The sequence below is a fragment of the Nocardioides anomalus genome (assembly GCF_011046535.1).
Lineage (GTDB): Bacteria > Actinomycetota > Actinomycetes > Propionibacteriales > Nocardioidaceae > Nocardioides > Nocardioides anomalus.
The window spans coordinates 1,879,096-1,894,915 of the sequence record NZ_CP049257.1 but is presented as its reverse complement, the minus strand read 5'-3'; the positions used below and the strand labels follow the sequence as shown (position 1 = coordinate 1,894,915).

Annotated in this window: 18 protein-coding genes; 3 read left to right on the top strand and 15 right to left on the bottom strand. The window is 72.6% G+C overall.

The features are described 5' to 3' along the window. Positions 1–666 carry a class I SAM-dependent methyltransferase gene (locus tag G5V58_RS09605; protein WP_230487229.1) on the top strand — a complete coding sequence of 222 codons (666 nt, stop codon included), beginning with the start codon at positions 1–3 and terminating at the stop codon, positions 664–666. Here the strand turns inward: G5V58_RS09605 and G5V58_RS09600 are convergent. Genes G5V58_RS09600 through G5V58_RS09590 form a run of 3 tightly spaced genes read right to left on the bottom strand, consistent with a single transcriptional unit; the run spans position 637 to position 3,736 of the window. Then, the gene (locus tag G5V58_RS09600) at positions 637–1,755 is read right to left on the bottom strand and encodes a prenyltransferase/squalene oxidase repeat-containing protein (protein WP_165231592.1); all 1,119 of its coding nucleotides are present in this window, start codon (positions 1,753–1,755) and stop codon (positions 637–639) included. The genes G5V58_RS09605 and G5V58_RS09600 overlap by 30 nt on opposite strands. Then, positions 1,752–2,495, bottom strand: coding sequence for a class I SAM-dependent methyltransferase (locus tag G5V58_RS09595; protein WP_165231588.1), 744 nt, complete (start codon positions 2,493–2,495; stop codon positions 1,752–1,754). The genes G5V58_RS09600 and G5V58_RS09595 overlap by 4 nt, the downstream gene beginning before the upstream one ends. Then, positions 2,495–3,736, bottom strand: coding sequence for a glycosyltransferase family 4 protein (locus G5V58_RS09590; protein ID WP_165231585.1), 1,242 nt, complete (start codon positions 3,734–3,736; stop codon positions 2,495–2,497). The genes G5V58_RS09595 and G5V58_RS09590 overlap by 1 nt, the downstream gene beginning before the upstream one ends. 155 nt (positions 3,737–3,891) lie before the next feature. On the opposite strand from G5V58_RS09590, the gene G5V58_RS09585 reads away from it, so the two are divergent. Beyond that, the gene (locus G5V58_RS09585) at positions 3,892–4,500 is read left to right on the top strand and encodes a TetR family transcriptional regulator (protein WP_165231582.1); all 609 of its coding nucleotides are present in this window, start codon (positions 3,892–3,894) and stop codon (positions 4,498–4,500) included. Positions 4,501–4,588: 88 nt separating this feature from the next. Here the strand turns inward: G5V58_RS09585 and G5V58_RS09580 are convergent, their stop codons facing one another. Together G5V58_RS09580 and G5V58_RS09575 are read right to left on the bottom strand one after the other, a co-directional pair. Next, on the bottom strand, positions 4,589–5,014 hold the full coding sequence (locus G5V58_RS09580; RefSeq protein WP_165231579.1) for a hypothetical protein: 426 nt from the start codon (positions 5,012–5,014) through the stop codon (positions 4,589–4,591). Then, the gene (locus tag G5V58_RS09575; protein WP_230487228.1) at positions 5,011–6,192 is read right to left on the bottom strand and encodes a lanthionine synthetase LanC family protein; all 1,182 of its coding nucleotides are present in this window, start codon (positions 6,190–6,192) and stop codon (positions 5,011–5,013) included. The genes G5V58_RS09580 and G5V58_RS09575 overlap by 4 nt, the downstream gene beginning before the upstream one ends. Before the next feature lie 41 nt (positions 6,193–6,233). Here G5V58_RS09575 and G5V58_RS09570 point away from each other — a divergent pair, with 41 nt between their 5' ends. Beyond that, entirely contained in the window at positions 6,234–7,049 is an 816-nt protein-coding gene (locus G5V58_RS09570; protein WP_165231576.1) for a hypothetical protein, read from the top strand. On the opposite strand, the gene G5V58_RS09565 is transcribed toward G5V58_RS09570, so the two are convergent. The 10 genes from G5V58_RS09565 to G5V58_RS09520 form a co-directional block, all read right to left on the bottom strand. After that, entirely contained in the window at positions 7,039–7,536 is a 498-nt protein-coding gene (locus G5V58_RS09565; protein ID WP_230487227.1) for a pyridoxamine 5'-phosphate oxidase family protein, read from the bottom strand. The genes G5V58_RS09570 and G5V58_RS09565 overlap by 11 nt on opposite strands. Positions 7,537–7,545: 9 nt before the next feature. Continuing rightward, the gene (locus G5V58_RS09560; protein ID WP_165231573.1) at positions 7,546–8,301 is read right to left on the bottom strand and encodes a glucose 1-dehydrogenase; all 756 of its coding nucleotides are present in this window, start codon (positions 8,299–8,301) and stop codon (positions 7,546–7,548) included. A 1-nt stretch (position 8,302) separates the two neighbouring features. Further along, positions 8,303–9,217 carry a 3-oxoacyl-ACP reductase gene (locus tag G5V58_RS09555; RefSeq protein ID WP_165231570.1) on the bottom strand — a complete coding sequence of 305 codons (915 nt, stop codon included), beginning with the start codon at positions 9,215–9,217 and terminating at the stop codon, positions 8,303–8,305. Between the two features lie 4 nt (positions 9,218–9,221). After that, entirely contained in the window at positions 9,222–9,413 is a 192-nt protein-coding gene (locus G5V58_RS09550) for a ferredoxin (RefSeq protein WP_165231568.1), read from the bottom strand. A gap of 2 nt (positions 9,414–9,415) precedes the next feature. Beyond that, positions 9,416–10,399, bottom strand: a complete 984-nt coding sequence (locus tag G5V58_RS09545; RefSeq protein WP_165231565.1) for an NAD(P)/FAD-dependent oxidoreductase — start codon at positions 10,397–10,399, stop codon at positions 9,416–9,418. A gap of 253 nt (positions 10,400–10,652) precedes the next feature. Next, positions 10,653–11,123, bottom strand: a complete 471-nt coding sequence (locus tag G5V58_RS09540; protein WP_165231562.1) for a hypothetical protein — start codon at positions 11,121–11,123, stop codon at positions 10,653–10,655. Between the two features lie 309 nt (positions 11,124–11,432). After that, the gene (locus G5V58_RS09535) at positions 11,433–11,972 is read right to left on the bottom strand and encodes a hypothetical protein (protein ID WP_165231559.1); all 540 of its coding nucleotides are present in this window, start codon (positions 11,970–11,972) and stop codon (positions 11,433–11,435) included. Beyond that, a complete protein-coding gene (locus G5V58_RS09530) occupies positions 11,969–13,237 on the bottom strand; it encodes an MCE family protein (protein ID WP_165231556.1) in 1,269 nt (422 codons plus the stop codon). Before G5V58_RS09530 ends, G5V58_RS09535 begins: the two co-directional genes overlap by 4 nt. Beyond that, the gene (locus tag G5V58_RS09525) at positions 13,234–14,577 is read right to left on the bottom strand and encodes an MCE family protein (protein ID WP_165231553.1); all 1,344 of its coding nucleotides are present in this window, start codon (positions 14,575–14,577) and stop codon (positions 13,234–13,236) included. The genes G5V58_RS09530 and G5V58_RS09525 overlap by 4 nt, the downstream gene beginning before the upstream one ends. Then, positions 14,574–15,818 (bottom strand): MCE family protein, encoded by a 1,245-nt coding sequence (locus G5V58_RS09520; RefSeq protein WP_165231550.1) that lies wholly within the window; start codon positions 15,816–15,818, stop codon positions 14,574–14,576. Before G5V58_RS09520 ends, G5V58_RS09525 begins: the two co-directional genes overlap by 4 nt. Positions 15,819–15,820: the final 2 nt, after the last annotated feature.

The window sequence follows — 15,820 nt, the reverse complement described above, 5'->3', positions numbered from 1 at the left end:
GTGACGGACACGCCCGCGGACCTGCCCGAGGCCTGGCTGAGCCACGCCCTGGACGCCAAGGGCTTCATGCCCGAGGACGAGGGGCTGCTGCTCCACCGCTGGGCCCGGGAGCGGCTGCCGCACGGACCGGCCCTCGAGGTCGGGACGTACTGCGGGAAGTCGGCGATCTACCTGGGCGCGGCGGCCCGCGAGGTGGGCGGGACGGTGTTCACCGTCGACCACCACCGCGGCTCGGAGGAGAACCAGGCCGGGTGGGAGCACCACGACCCGTCCCTGGTCGACCCGGAGTTCGGGCTGATGGACACGCTGCCGGTGTTCCGCCGGACGATCGCGCGCGCGGGGCTGGAGGACCAGGTGGTCGCGGTGGTCGGGCGGAGCAGGACGGTGAGCGCGCACTGGCGCGCGCCGCTGAGCCTGCTGTTCATCGACGGCGGGCACGCCGAGGTGCACGCGCAGAACGACTACGCGGGCTGGGCACCCTGGGTGCACGCCGGCGGCGCGCTGCTGATCCACGACGTCTTCCCCGACCCCGCGGACGGCGGGCAGCCGCCGTACCACGTGTTCCTGCGGGCGCTGGAGAGCGGGAGCTTCGAGGAGGTCGAGGCGCTCGGGTCGATGCGGGTGCTGCGGCGGACCTCAGGCGAGGCGGGCGACCCGGTCGGCTGAGGAGGGGCAGCCGCACTCCAGCGCGAGCTCGCCGAAGTGCGCGCCGAGCGAGGTGCCGCGCATGATGCCGGAGCCGGCGGTGGCGTGGCCGGCGACCTCGCCGAGGGCGTCGACGGCCAGGACGACGGCGGCGGCGGTGTACGTCGTGTGCTCGACCGGCCAGTGCACGTCGCGCGGCTCGTCGGTCGGGGTCCCGTCGTCGAAGACCCAGCCGGTCCAGTAGCGGCCGTCGTCCTCGCGCAGGTGCTGCACGTCGGCGAGCAGGGCCAGCGCGCGGCGGTGGTCGCCGATGGCGTCGAGGGCCATGGCCAGCTCGCAGGTCTCGGCGCCGGTCACCCAGGGGTTGGTGTCGACGCAGCGGATGCCGAGGCCGGGCACCACGAACTCCTCCCAGCGCGAGGCGAGCAGGTCGTGGGCCTCGGGCCCACGGACGGCGCCGCCCAGGACCGGGTAGTACCAGTCCATGGAGTAGGTCACCTTGTCCTCGAACCGGGCGCGGTGCTCGCGCACCGCGTGGCCGAGCCGACCGCCCGCCAGCTCCCACTCTGGCTGCGGGTCGTCGAGCAGCTCGGCCAGGGCGACGCCGGCGCGCAGCGACTGGTAGATCGACGACGAGCCGGCCAGCAGCGCGAACGGCTCGGTCGGCGTCCAGCGGATCCCGCCGAAGGGCAGCTGCTGGGACACGACCCAGTCCAGCCCGGCGCGGACCGACGGCCAGAACCGCTGCACGAAGGCCAGGTCGCGGCGCACCAGCCAGTGGTGCCACACCCCGACCGCGAGGTAGGCCGACATGTTGACCTCACCGCGCGCGTCCTCGGGCTCCCCCGCGACGATCTTCATCGGCCACGAGCCGTCGGCGCGCTGCATGGTCGGCACCCAGTCGTAGGCCGCCTCGGCGGCCTCGACCTCGCCGCCGACCAGCATGGCCATCGCGGCCTCGACGTGGTTCCAGACGTCGACGTGCTCGCCGACCGTCCACGGCACCGCACCACACGGCTCCTGCATGGCCGCGATCGCGGCGGCGGTCTCGGCGACCTGGCGCGCGGAGAGCACGCCCTCGACGTACGGCAGCTGCACGAGCGGGCTCACGCCGGCTTGCGGAAGTAGAGGACCAGGCTCTTGCCGATGAGGGGGTCGAGGACCCGGCCGGCCAGCTGGAGGGCCTTCGGCTGCTTCATGATCTCCCAGACCAGGAGCTTGTGGTAGGCCTTGGCCAGCGGGTGCTCGTCGTTGTCGACGCCGACCGCGCACTTGATCCACCAGTACGGCGCGTGCAGGCCGTGGGCGTAGTGCTTGCCCTCAAAGACCATCGCCTCGCCCGGCGTGCCGTCGTTCATCCGGCCCGCCTTGGTCACCTTGTCCACGAGCTCGTGGTCGGTGTAGATGCGGATGTGGCCGCCCTCGGCGTCGTGGTATTCGTCCGACAGCTTCCAGTTGATGACCTCGGGAAGCCAGCGCGGCACCGAGACGGCGAGCGTGCCGCCCGGGCGCAGGACCCGGACCAGCTCCTTGATCGCGTCGACGTCGGCGTGGATGTGCTCGAGCACCTCGGCGGCGACGACCCGGTCGAACTCGCCGTCGGCGAACGGCAGCTGGAGCGCGTCGCCCTGCTTGACGTCGGCCTCGGCGCCCGCGGGCACCTCGCCGGCCTGCTTCATGGCGTGGAACAGGTCGCTGACACCGGTCAGCTCGTCGGCGTCCATGTCGAAGGCGACGACGTCGGCGCCGCGGCGGTACATCTCGAAGGCGTGGCGGCCCGCGCCGCAGCCCATGTCGAGGACGCGGTCGCCCGGGCGCAGCCCGAGCCGGTCGAAGTCAACGGTCAGCACTAGCGCTTCTCCTGGTGGTACTCGTCGATCGTCTCGGCGTAGACCTGCGCGACCTGCTGGGCCACGGCCCGCCAGCTGAACAGCTCGTCGACGCGCCGGCGCCCGGCCGCGCCGTACGCCGCGCGGCGCTCGGGGTCGTCGAGCAGCGCGGCCAGGGCCGCCTCGAGCTCACCGACGTCGCCGGGCGTGACCAGGTCGGCGCACAGGCCGTCGGGGCCGACGACCTCGGGGATGGCGCCGGCGTCGGAGACGATGAGCGGCGTGCTGCAGGCCATCAGCTCGGCCGTCGGCAGCGAGAAGCCCTCGTAGAGGCTCGGCACGCACGCCACCTCGGCCGAGCCCATCAGCGCGACCAGCTCGGCGTCGCTGATGCCGTGCACGAAGCGGACCGCGTCGCCGATGGACAGCTTGTCGATGAGCTGCTCGGTGCGCCCGCCCGGTTTGGGCTGGGTGACCAGGACGAGCTCGACGTCGCGCTCGGTGCGGAGCTTGGCGAAGGCCTCGAGCAGGGTGGCGATGCCCTTCATCGGCGCGTCCGCGCTGGCCATGGCCATGATCCGGCCCGGCACCCGCGGCGCGGTCGGCGGCACGAAACAGTCGTCGACGCCGAGCGGGATGGAGAGCATGCGCGCGGGGTCGACCCCGAAGTCGGTGGCGATGTCGCGGCGCGAGGACTCCGAGGGCGTGATGACCCGGCGCGCGCGGCGCGCGACCTTGGCCTGCATGCGCAGGAAGCCGTACCAGCGGCTGAGGGTGAAGCGCCGCCACAGGCTCGGCGCCTGCGCGAGGTCGATGCGGCGGTCGAAGGTGATCGGGTGGTGGATGGTGGTCACCAGCGGCAGCCCCATCTGCTCGATCTTGAGCATCCCGTAGCCGAGGACCTGGTTGTCGTGGACGACGTCGAAGTCGCCGGTGCGCTCCGCGAGCAGCCGGGCTGCGCGGGTGCTGAAGGTCTTGGGCTCGGGGAAGCCGGCCGCGCACATGGTGAGGAACTCCTCGACGTCCACCCGGTCGCGGAACTCGCGCAGCTTCGGCACCCGGAACGGGTCGGGCTCGCGGTAGAGGTCCAGGCTCGGCACCTCGGTCAGCCGCACGCCCTCGTCGAGCTCGGGGTAGGGCTGACCCGAGAAGACCTCGACGCTGTGGCCGAGCGCGACGAGCTCACGGCTCAGGTGGCGGACGTAGACGCCCTGGCCTCCGCAGTGCGGCTTGCTGCGGTAGGACAGCAGTGCGATCCGCATCCGACTCCCCATCTCCCAGCTCCGGCGGGGCCGGCCCTGCGACGTACCAGAAACACGCCTGAAACTGGAACGTGTTCTATCATGGACCACTCCCGGTTAGCCTAGTGAGTGGCCCCAACGCGGGGCGCAGCAGGTTCCTGGTGGAAGGTTGGCGGGTGAGCAGCACGAACTCCCTGACGGTCGAGGACCTCGGGTCCGCCGCACAGCGCGACCGCCGCAAGCGCATCCTCGACGCCACCATCGCCCTGGCCACCCAGGGCGGCTTCGACGCGGTGCAGATGCGCGCCGTCGCCGAGCGCGCCGACGTCGCCCTCGGCACGCTCTACCGCTACTTCCCCTCCAAGATCCACCTGCTGGTCTCCGCCCTCGCCCGCGAGCTCGAGCGCGCCAACGCCGCCTTCGCCGACAAGCCCATCCCCGGCGACACCGCCTCCGAGCGCGTCATCTACGTGCTGCGCCGCACCAGTCGCGGCCTCCAGGGCGACCCGCACCTCACCGAGGCCCTCACCCGCGCCTTCATGTTCGCCGACGCCAGCGTCCAGGCCGAGATCCACACCGTCGGCATGCTGCTGTCCCGCATGACCACCCGCGCCATGCACCCCGAGCGCGAGGACGCCGAGCTCACCGACGACGACATCGCCATCGCGCGGGTCATCGGCGACGTGTGGCTGTCCGCGCTGGTGGGCTGGGTGACCGGCCGGACCTCCGCAGCCGACACCGCGGCCCAGATGGAGAAGGCCGTGCACCTGCTCCTGCGGGACTGACGTCCCTGCGTCGCAGGTGGGGTGCCTTCCCCACCTGGTCCGCCGCGTCGGCCGCTCCGTGATCCCCGGCCACCTGCTGGGGACGGCCTCAGCCGCACACGTGCCGGCGGATCCAGTCCCCGGTGTCCGCGGGTGCCAGGCGCCCGGCCAGCAGGTCGTCGGCGAAGACGACGGCCAGCTCGCTGAGCCGGCCGTCGGGTGAGTCCGGGCGGTCGCGGCGGGCGTGGACGCCGAGCCAGCGGGTGCGGTCGGCGCCGAGGACGGTGACGGCGCGGGCGGTGCCGGTGAAGTGGCGGGCCTGGCCGGCAGTGTGGTCGCGGAGCTCGGGGCGGAAGCCGCCGCCGAGCAGGCGGTTGCGGCCGCCGAGGAGCAGGGCGGGCCAGGCGGTGAGGGTGCCGCGCGGGATCCCAGCGACCTCGCGGGCGAGCTCGACGAGGAAGGTGCGCGGGTCGGGGTGGGCCGCGGCCAGGCGGTCGGCGGCGGCGGCGAGCTCGTGGCAGGCGTTCGGGGTCATGCCGACAGCGCCGAGACCTCGAAGAGGAAGCCAGCGATGCCGGCGGTGCCCTGCATCCAGCCGACGCCGGGCGGGAGGAGCGGGTCGTCGGCGCGGTGCTCGACGAAGCGCCAGTGCGCGCGGTCGCCGTCGACGTACGCACGGTCGGCCAGGGCGTCGGCCATCCGCAGCGCGAGGGCGGGGTCGTGCGGGAGGACCGCGGAGCCGACACCCGCGGTGCCGCAGCAGCGGCCGTCGTTGTCCCAGAAGCCGGGGTGGCGGCGCTCGGGGATGCCGGAGGTGCGCAGGGCCTCCAGGCAGCGCTCGAGCCAGACCGCGGGTGGATCGCCCGCGACATCGGTGACGCCGGCGGCGTCGAGGGCCTCGAAGAGGGCCAGGGAGCCGGCGGGGCCGTGGCACCAGTTCCAGGTGTAGGCGTCCTCGCCCGGCTTGGGCGGGATGCGACGGGGCACGGCGAGCGCGCCGCGCTCCAGCAGCGCGGGGTCCGCGAGGGAGACGAAGTGCTCGGCGCCGCGGCGGGCCGCGTCCACGAGGGCCGGGTCGTCGAGGGCCACGCCGGCGCGGGCCAGGACGCCGGCGATCCCGGCCAGGCCGTGGGAGTGGTTCGGCATCTCCACGGGCCGACCGTCCTCGAGCCTGTCGGGGGGCACGTGGCGGCGGGGCACGAACAGCCAGTTCAGCCCGTGCGGGGTCTCCTCGGCCTCGGCGAGCAGCAGGGCGGCGGCGTGGCGGACCAGCTCCGGGGCGTCCGCGACGAGGCCGCCGTGCACCAGCGCGCCCGTACCCAGCGTCACGTCGTTCCTGTGCTCCCACGTGGCCGGGTCGGCCGCCAGCAGCCGCGCGGTGATCGGCTCGACACCGGGCTCACCGAGCAGCGTCAGCGCCTCGAGGTCGCTGACCATCCCGTCGAAGAACGTCACGTCCTCGGTGGTGTGCGTGCGCAGCCGTACCCCCACGGCCTCGGCGAGCTCGGACTCGGCCGTGGTCCACGGCCGGACCAGCGCGACCCGGGTGAGCGCGTGGACGAGCCCGCCGACGCCGCTGTGCATGCCGTCTCGGTCCCAGCCGGGCTCGGTGTCGGCCGGCGTGAGCGGGATCCAGGGCCCGTGCTCGTCGTACCGCACCTGGTCGAGCACCCACGACCAGGCCGCCTCCGCCAGGGTGCGGTGGTCGGTCACGATCTCATCGTGTCAGCCCGGCGCAGGGGTAGCGTCCCTGTGTGCTCGTCGAGACCGCCGCAGCCCGCGTCCTCGGGGTGCCCGCGGACGCCGCGACCGTCCGGTTCGTCGAGGCGGACGAGGCGGAAGGGACCTGGGCCGGCCGACGACTGCTCCTGCTCGACGACCGGCCGGCGTACGAGCTGAGCTTCTGGTGCGGGACGTGCGGGCTGTTGTTCCGTCGTCTCGAGGGGGCCGACCACGCACCGTCGATCGACCACGACGACCTCCGCTCGAGGCTGGCCGCGGGGCTGGACGGCGTGGACAGCACGGTGGTCGACGCCTACGGCGCGGTCCTCGCGCGCGGCGAGCACCGGCCCCTCCTCCTCGAGCTCCGGCCACGCCTGGTGCAACCGGGCACGCCCGACGACTACTTCACCGTGGAGCAGGTCCGGGTCTGGGGCGTCGACCCGTTCTGGGGACTGCCGCAGTACCCCGCGACGCCCTACTACCGCACCACCACCCGCCGCCTGCAGGACGACACCACACTCCACGAGTTCGTGGTGGGGATGGTGCCGCCCCGCTACAACGACCCCGCCCAGGTCGACGCGTACGCCGATGCGATGGAGGCGGGGGCCGTGCCGTGCGCCGTGGCGGTGTCCGTGCTCGACGTCACCGCGCCGGCCACCACCCCGGGCGAGGAGTGGGGTTGGCACTGGGGCCTGACCCACTTCCTGCTGGACGGGCACCACAAGCTGCAGGCGGCGGCGCGCACCGGTCGGCCGGTCCGGCTGCTGTCCCTGCTCGCGCTGGACCACGGGCTCGCCACACGGGAGCAGGTGGACCGGGCGCTGGAAGCACGGGCGGCTACTCGATGAAGGCCGCCGTGGAGCCGCCCAGCTCCATGGCCGGCAACCCCAGCTTGCGGTGGTCCCAGGACCGCGTGCGCTCGACGTCGAGGCGGACGACGACCCGGTTCTTGGCCATGAACTCCACGAACGGCTTCATCTCCTCGGAGTACTGGCCGTGGTAGCGCTCGAACACGTCGATGCACACGTCCCACACCACGTCGGGGTCCTCGACCACGACGCCGGTGCCCTCGAGGGACACCCCGCGCAGCTGGTCGTAGGTGTGGCCGGCCTCGACCAGGAACGACATCCGCGGGTCGCGGCGCAGGTTCACGACCTTCTGCGACTTGGCCTTGGTCTCGATCCAGACCGTGCCCTCGCGCACGGCGTACCACATGCCGACGAGGTGGATCTGGCCCTGCGGACCGTACGTCGCCACCGTGGCCGAGCGCTGCTGGTGCAGGAAGGCGTCGACCTCCGCCTCGCTCATCACGACCTGGTCGCGCTGGTTGGCCACGCTCTGAACCTAGCCGCCGAAGGCGTGGGTCGCGGTGACGCCACCGTCGATGGCGATCTCGGCGCCGTTGATGTACGACGACTCGTCGGAGCCGAGGAACACGTAGAGCGGGGCCACGTCCTCGGGGTGGCCGACACGGCGCAGCGGGACCTTGGAGGCGCCGTACTCCATGGCCAGGTCGCCGCCGTGCACGCGCGTCATCGGGGTGTCGATCATGCCGGGGTGCACGGAGTTGACGCGGATGCCGAAGCGGCCCAGCTCGTGCGAGGCGCCCTTGGTCATGCCGCGGATCGCGAACTTGGTCGCGCCGTAGGCCACGGTGTTGGCCATGCCCCCGAGTCCCTCGGTGGAGGAGGCGTTGATGATCGAGCCGCCGCCGTTCGCCTTCATGGTCGCGACCACCGACTGCATGCCGAGCCAGCAGCCGAGCTGGTTGACCCGCCAGAGCAGCTCGACCTCCTCGACCGGCATCTCCTCGACGGTGCCGAAGCGCAGGATGCCGGCGTTGTTGGCCAGCACGCTCACCGGCCCGAACCGTTCCTCGGCGTCGGCCACCACCCTCGCCCAGGCGGCGCCGTCGGAGACGTCCAGCCGCGCGAAGTGAGCGGCGTCGCCGAGCTCGTCGGCCAGCGCCTGGCCCTGCTCCTCGGCCACGTCGGCCAGCACCACGCGGGCGCCTTCCGCGACGTACGCGCGGACGATGCCCTCGCCCTGCCCCATCGCCCCGCCGGTGACGATCGCGACCTTGCCTTCGAGCCGTCCCACGTCAGAGCGCCCCCTTCTGGGTCTGCAGGGCCATGATCGAGTCGGCCGCGAAGCCGACCGCGGGGTCGCGCTCGGAGAAGAACCCGCCGAGCTGGCGGTCCAGGTCCTCGGCGTCCCAGAGGCCGCCGGTCGTGTCGAAGCGCTGCTCGACCACCGGCGCCGCGACCAGGGCGACCATCCCGCCGTACACCACGAAGACCTGGCCGGTGATGCGCTCGGCGGCCGGCGAGGCGAGGTAGGCGACGAGTGGGGCGACGTGCTCGGGTGAGTACGGGTCGACCGCGAGGCCGGAGGTGTCCTCGCCGAAGACCTGCGCCGTCATGGCCGTGCGGGCGCGCGGACAGATCGCGTTGGCCCGCACGCCGGTCCGGGCCATCCCGCGCGCGGTCGAGAGCGTGAGCGCGGTGATCCCGGCCTTGGCCGCGGCGTAGTTGGCCTGGCCGGGCGAGCCGCCCAGGAACGCCTCGGAGGCGGTGTTGACGATGCTGCCGTACGCCGGCCCGCCGCTCTGCTTGGCCTGCGCACGCCAGTACGCCGCGGCGCCGCGCGAGAGCAGGAAGTGCCCGCGCAGGTGCACGCGGATGACGTCGTCCCACTCCTCGTCGGAGAGGTTGTAGAGCATCCGGTCGCGGGTCATGCCCGCGTTGTTGACCACCACGTCGAGCCGGCCGAACCCCTCGACCGCGGCCTCGACCATGGCGTCGGCGGTGGCCCGCTCCCCCACGTCGCCCTCGACGACGGCCACCTCGGCGCCGAGCCCCTTCAGCTCGTCGGCCGCCTCGTCGGCCGCACCCGGTAGGTCGTTGAGGACCACCCGCGCGCCCGCCCCCGCCAGGGCGACCGCCTCGGCCCGCCCCAGCCCGGCACCGGCCCCCGTGACGACCGCGACGCGACCGTCCAGCCCCGTGTCTGCCACCCGCTCAGTCCTCCAGCGAGATCGCCGCGCGCGGGCAGGCGGCCACCGCGCGCTTGACGTTCTCGATGTTCTCGTCGGTCGTCTGCTCGGTCTTGAGCTGGAGGAAGTCGTCGTCGTCCAGCTCGAACACCTCCGGGGCCATCGCCTCGCACAGCGCGTTGGACTCGCAGAGGTCGAAGTCGACCTTGATCCGCACCTTCAGCTCCCTTCACTGGAGTGGCCCGGGAACACCTTGGCGCTCGGGTCGATGGCCACGGTGGCGTTGTTGACGGCGGTGGCGGCCTCGCCGAAGCCGACCGCGATGAGCCGCACCTTGCCGGCGTACTCCGTGATGTCGCCGGCCGCGAAGACCCGCGGCAGGTTGGTGCGCATCGCCGAGTCCACGACGATGTGCCGCTTCTCCACCTCCAGGCCCCACTGCTGCATGGGACCGAGGTCGGCGATGAACCCGAGCGCGGCGACCAGCGCCTGCGCCTCGCGCTCCACGCTCTGGCCGTCGACGTCGAGGACGACGCTCTCCAGCGTGCCGTTGCCGCGCAGCTCGGTGACCTGGGCCTTGGTGATGACGTCCACGTCGGAGTCCAGCACCTGCTGCACCGTGCGCTCGTGGGCGCGGAACGCGTCGCGGCGGTGCACCAGCGCGATGGTCCGCGCGATGCCCTGCAGGTGCAGCGCCCAGTCGAAGGCACTGTCCCCGCCGCCGACGATCACGACGTCCTTGCCGGCGTACGGCTCGAAGGAGGGGACGAAGAACTCCATCCCCCGCCCCAGCCACCCCTCGCCGGCCGGCAGCGGCCGGGGGCTGAACTTGCCGATCCCCGCCGTGATGAGCACCGCCTTGGCCCGCACCTGGGTGCCGTCGTCGCAGGTGAGCGTGACGCCGTCGTCGTCGGTCTCGAGCGTGCTGGCCGTGCGATCGAGCAGGTACGCCGGCCGGGCCGTCGCCGCCTGCTCCACCAGCCCGTCCACCAGCGCCCGGCCCTTGACCGCCGGGAAGCCCGCCACGTCGAAGATCTGCTTCTCCGGGTACATCGCCGTCACCTGCCCGCCCAGCTCCGGAAGCGAGTCGACCACCGCCACCCGCAGCCCCCGGAACCCGGCGTAGTACGTCGCGTACAGCCCCGTGGGCCCCGCCCCGATGATCAGCAGATCCGTCTCGACGACCGCGTCAGCAGTGCTCACGGCGCCGATCCTCCCACTCGTCGAGACCACCCGGAACTGGAACGTGTTCTAGTTTGGCACGCCCGGCGCTGCGCCGCCACCACGGCGAGCACGGACCGAGGCACCCGACCGGCAGGCTCGGCGCGCCGGACCGTGCCGGGCGCCGCGTGTGCGCACGCGAGACGCGCCCAGCGCGGCGGGCGTGTGGACACGCGGCGCCCGGCACGGTCCGATGACAGCGCGCCGAGCACGGAGTGCCGGAGTCACGACCAGACTATTTGGTGTCGAGGTTGCTGACCACCCACCCGTCCTGCGTGTGGATGACCGTGACCAGGGCGCGGTACGGCGTGTAGGTGGTGTCGCCGCCGTCCTTGGAGATGTACTGGTTGAGGAAGACCAGGGCCTGGACCTCGGTGCGGGTCGCGTGCGTGACGCCCTGGGCGACGACGCGGGCCTGGACGACGGTCTTGTCGGCGACGAAGGCGTCCTTGATGTCGGCGGCGGTGGCGCGGTACTTGGTGGCGAAGTCCTGGGTCATCAGGGCGGCGGCCTCGTCGACCTCCTGGTCGTAGTCCTGCCAGCTGACGGCCACGATGGTCTCGGCGGCCTTGGCCGCGGCGTCGACGGCGGCGGTGGCGTCGTCGCCGCTGAGGACGACGGGCTGGGACGAGGGCTTCGCCGAGGCGTCGTCGCCGCGGGCGGCCCAGGCGAGGAGGGCGGCGGCGACCAGACCGAGGACCACCACAGCCGCGACCAGGACGCGGGTGGCCCGACGGCTGTCGAAGAGTGACGACAGCGGTGGCTGAGGAGGGCGTGCTGCGCCCGTCTCGAAGCCTGGTGACTCGGGGCTCCCCCCTCGACGCCGGCTCCTCGCTCGGCTGGCTTCGAGACGGTTGCTGCACAACCTCCTCAGCCACCGGGGGCGGCGCGTCCGGCGCGTCGTCCGGCGCGTCGTCCGGCGCGAGTGCCTCGGGCGCCGGGCGCTGGCCCGCGACGCGGCGGGGACGCGAGACCGGCGCGCGGGAGGACGCCGGGCGGCGGGGGTGCGGGCGGCTCACGAGACGAACTGCAGGTCGCTGGTCAGCCACCTGCCCTTCTCGAGGACGAGCTGGAGCTGGATGCGATAGATCTCGGCGCGGGGGGTGGGGCCGGTCTGCTTGTTCTGCACGGTCCCGTCGGTGGCCACGATGACGGTGGCGGAGTCGGGGTCCTGGGCGACGACCCCGGTCCACAGGACCTTGCCGGTGCGGACCGACTTGTTCTGGGTGAGCAGGTCGACGAGGGCGTCGGTGGACTGGGCGTACTGCTCCTTGAAGTCGCCGGTGGCCCCGGCCATGACCGCGTCGATCGAGGACTGGGCGTCCTCGTAGCTGATGTTGACGAAGGCGGTGGCCTCCTGGTTGGCCGCGGCCATCACGTCGGCGTAGCGCTGCTGCTCGCCGGCCGGGGCCTCGTCGAGCTCGACCATCCCCTGGACCGGGAGCGAGGTCGGTGCGGGGTCGTCCTGGAGCGCCCGGACGGCGGCGACGACGAGCAGCGCCGCGGCCGCCATGACCAGGACGTAGAGCAGGACGTTCACACGGGTGCGGGTCACGGAGCCGCCGCCACCGGCCCCACGAGCAGCCACTTCCACGCGTCGTCGCCGAGCACCGAGAGGTTGCCGGTGCTGCCCAGCCGCACCGGGTTCCCTGACTGGTCGACCACGCCGGAGATGATGCCGGACGTGGGGTCGTAGCCGCTGCGGTACGCCGCGCCGGGGTTGCCGTAGCGGCCCTCGGGTGAGTACGGCGTGCCGCGCTGGACGAAGGGCGGGCCGGCGGTGCACTGCGCCGGGTAGATCGGGGCGTCGGAGTAGTCCGACGGTGGTCGCCACTCGCTCGGCGGCTCGTAGCCCTGCGTGCAGGGCTGGACCCGCTGGTCCAGCTGCAGGTTCACGTGGCCGTAGCCGTCGCCCGGCGTTCCGGTGAAGCCGCTGGAGATGACGTGCGGGAAGACGACCAGCAGCTGCTCGACGCCGGCCAGGTGCATCATCACCGTCTGGTTGACGCTGGCCGTGTTGGCCAGGAGCACCGGCAGCGTCGGCTCGAGCTGGGTGAGCAGCTGGTCCACCTCGCGGGCCGTGCCCGGGGTGTCGGACAGCGTGGTGCGCAGGTCCTGGTCGCTCGCGGCCAGCGTCTTGGTGATCTTGGCCAGGTCGCGGGAGAAGGCGCGGATGTTCTCGCTCTGCCCCTGCTGGGTCTGCAGGACGGTGAGCCCGTCGTCGAGCAGCGCGCGGGTCTCGGCGGTGTGCGCGGAGGCCTCGTCGATGAACGTCGAGCCGCTGTCCAGCAGGGTCTGGAGCGGGCGGCCGGTGTCGTGGAACATCGTGCCGAGCTCGCGGACCACGACCTGGAGGTCCTTCTTGTCCACGGAGTCGACGAACGCGTTGAGCTCGACCAGCAGGTCGCCCTCGTCGACCGGGAGGGAGTCGGCGTCGCCGTGCAGGACGTCGCCGGCAGCGGCGTACGGGCCCCGGTCGTCGGGCGGCTCGAAGTCGAGGTACTGCTCCCCCACCGCCGAGAGGTTGTGGACGTACATCGGCGAGTCCTTGGGCAGCCGGGTGCCGTCCTCGAGCGCGAGGCCGAGGGTGACGCCCTTGGCCGTCGCGCTCATGTGCGAGACCTTGCCGATCTTGACGCCGCGGTAGGTCACCTCGCTGCCTACGTACAGGCCGCCGGAGGTCGGCAGGGTGGCCTGGACGGTCAGCCCGCGCCCGAGCACCTTGTCGACGAAGCCGAGGTAGGAGGCGGTGATGTAGACGATCCCCACCGCGCTCAGCACGAGGAACGCCGCGATCCGGATCCGGGTGCCGCGCGTCACGACCCACCTCCCAGCAGGCCGCGCGTGGTGCGGCCGGCCGCGGGCGCGCCGAGCGGGCCGAGGACGCCGTCGACCAGGCCCCCGAGGGTGTCGCCGAGTTCGTCGAGCGGGACCTGCGGGACGGTGTTGAGCAGCACGCACACCTGGTTGGTCTGGTACTTCGGCTGCTGGCACTTCTGACGCAGCTTGCTGAGCAGGTCCACGTCGGCCAGCACCTTGCGGCAGGCACCGCTGGTCAGGTCGCCGCTGTCGAGGCAGGCCTGGACGTCCTTGAGCACCTCACCGACCGGGGGCACGTCGGGGATCGGGATGTCCGGGATGGGGATGTCGGGGAACTTCGTGCCCGGCGGGAGGAGGTTCTCCAGGTTGATGTCGGCGCGGATCGAGGTGTTGGCGTAGTCACCGCGCACCACCTCCGAGGCCTCCTTGGGGAACGGGAAGCTGATGATCAGGTTGAGCCCCGGCGCGAGCTTGTCGCCGGCCTCGTGGAGCTTGGCCAGCACCGGCGCGAGGTGGTCGAGGGATCTGAGCAGGTCGTCCTTGCTGGACGTGATGACGCGGGTGCCGACCTCGCCGAGCCGGTCCAGCGCGGAGAGCATGGCGATCAGCTCGTCGTGCTGGTCGGCCAGCACCTCGATGGCCGGCCCGGCCACGTCGAGGGCGCCGGTGACGGTCTGCTTCTCGGCGTTGAGGGTGGCGGTGAGGTTGCTGACCGACTCCAGGGCCCGCAGGATGTCGGCCTTCTGGTCGTCGAGGGTGCCCACCACGTCGGTGAGCGAGCCGAGCAGGTGGCGCAGGTCCTCCTGCCGCCCGGTCATCGCCTTGTTGAGCTCCTCGGTGATGGTGCCGAGCTGGGCCACGCCGCCGCCGCTGAGCAGGAACGACAGCGCGCCGAGCACCTCCTCGACCTCCGGGTTGCGGCCGGTCGCGCTCAGCGGGATCGTGTCGCCGTCGCCGAGCCGGCCTGCGGACGCGGCCTCGGCGGGCGGCTCGAGGGCGACGTACTTCTCCCCCAGCAGGCTGACCTGGCGGATCTCGGCGATCGCGTTGTCGGGCAGGTCGACGTCCTGGCGCACCAGCAGCGTGACCTTGGCGTGCCAGCCGACCCGCTCGACGTCGGTCACCTCGCCGACGGTGACGTCGTCGACCTTGACCGGCGACTTCGGCACCACGTTGAGGATGTCGGCGAACTCCGCGGTGACGGTGAAGCCGTCCGAGGCGTCCACCGGGCCGCCCGGCAGCGGCAGGTCGTAGGCGCCGTCGAAGTCGCACGCCGAGGTCAGCGTGGCCAGCAGCGTGCCGGTCAGGAGCAGGACCAGCCCGCGCAGCGCCCGGGTCACGACCCACCTCCGAGCAGGCCCGTGAGGGTCGGGTCGAGGTCCGGGGCGTACTGCGCCTGCAGCTCGGCGGCCTGCCGGAGCTCGGCGCTGCGCTGCTGCTGCCGGGTGGGCGGCGCCGAGCCGCGCTCGGAGCGGATGTCGGCCTGCCGGCCCTGCGACGGGATGGGCGGGAGGTCGTCCTGCACCGGCTGGAGCAGCTGCTTGAAGATCGTGCAGGCCAGGTCCTTGGTGGCCTTGGGCATCGAGGACTGCTGGACGATCGCGCACAGGAACCCGTCGGCGTCCCAGAGCTGGCCCTGGATGCCGATGCGCGAGCCGATGCTCCCGGACTCCTGGTTGTAGGCCAGCGTCAGGTTGTTGATGGCCACCGGCGCCACCTGCAGCGCGGTGTCGATGCTGTCGCGCTCGGAGTTGATGGTCTTCATCAGCGAGGTCAGCTTCTCGACGTCGGTGACCAGCGCCTGCCGGTTGTCCTGCACGAAGGTCTTCACCGTGCCCACCGAGTCGGCCACCGCGCGCAAGGCCTTCGCGATCTCGGTCCGCTCGGTGACCAGCGACGCGGAGACGCCGGCCAGGTCCTTGACGAAGGCGCGCACCAGCTTGTCGTTGCTGGCCAGCGTGTCGGTGAACGTCGCGAGCTCGCTGACGGTGTCGAACAGCGGCCCGGCGCCGTCCCCGAACGTCGCGGCCGCCTGCGAGAGCTGGTTGATCATGTCGTTGCCGCGCTGGCCCTGGCCGTCCAGCGCGTTCGCACCTGCCTCGAGCAGGTGGTTGAGGGTGCCGTCCTCGTTCACACCGTTGGGCCCGAGCGCCTCGGCCAGGTCGCGGATGCTGGCGTAGATCCGGTCCAGCTCGACCGGTACGCCGGAGTCCGGCAGCGGGATGTCGGCGCCGTCACGGAGCTTCGGCCCGGCGGAGTAGACCGGGGTCAGCTGCACGAACCGGTCCGCCACCAGCGTCGGGGTGACCACCACGGCCTGGGCGTCCTCCGGGACGTCGACGTCGGCGTCGTACTCCATCTCCACGCGCACCGAGTTGCCCTCGGGGATCACCGCGGTCACCCGGCCGACGTTCACGCCGAGCACCCGCACGTCGGTGCCCTCGTACACGCTGACCGCGCGCGGGAAGTGCGCGGTCACCTTCGTGGTCTCCTCGGGCTGGCGCACCACGAAGAACGTCGCGGTCAGCAGCACGATGGCGATGACGACGACCCACAGGCGGGGGTTGAGGGAGAGGCGCACGG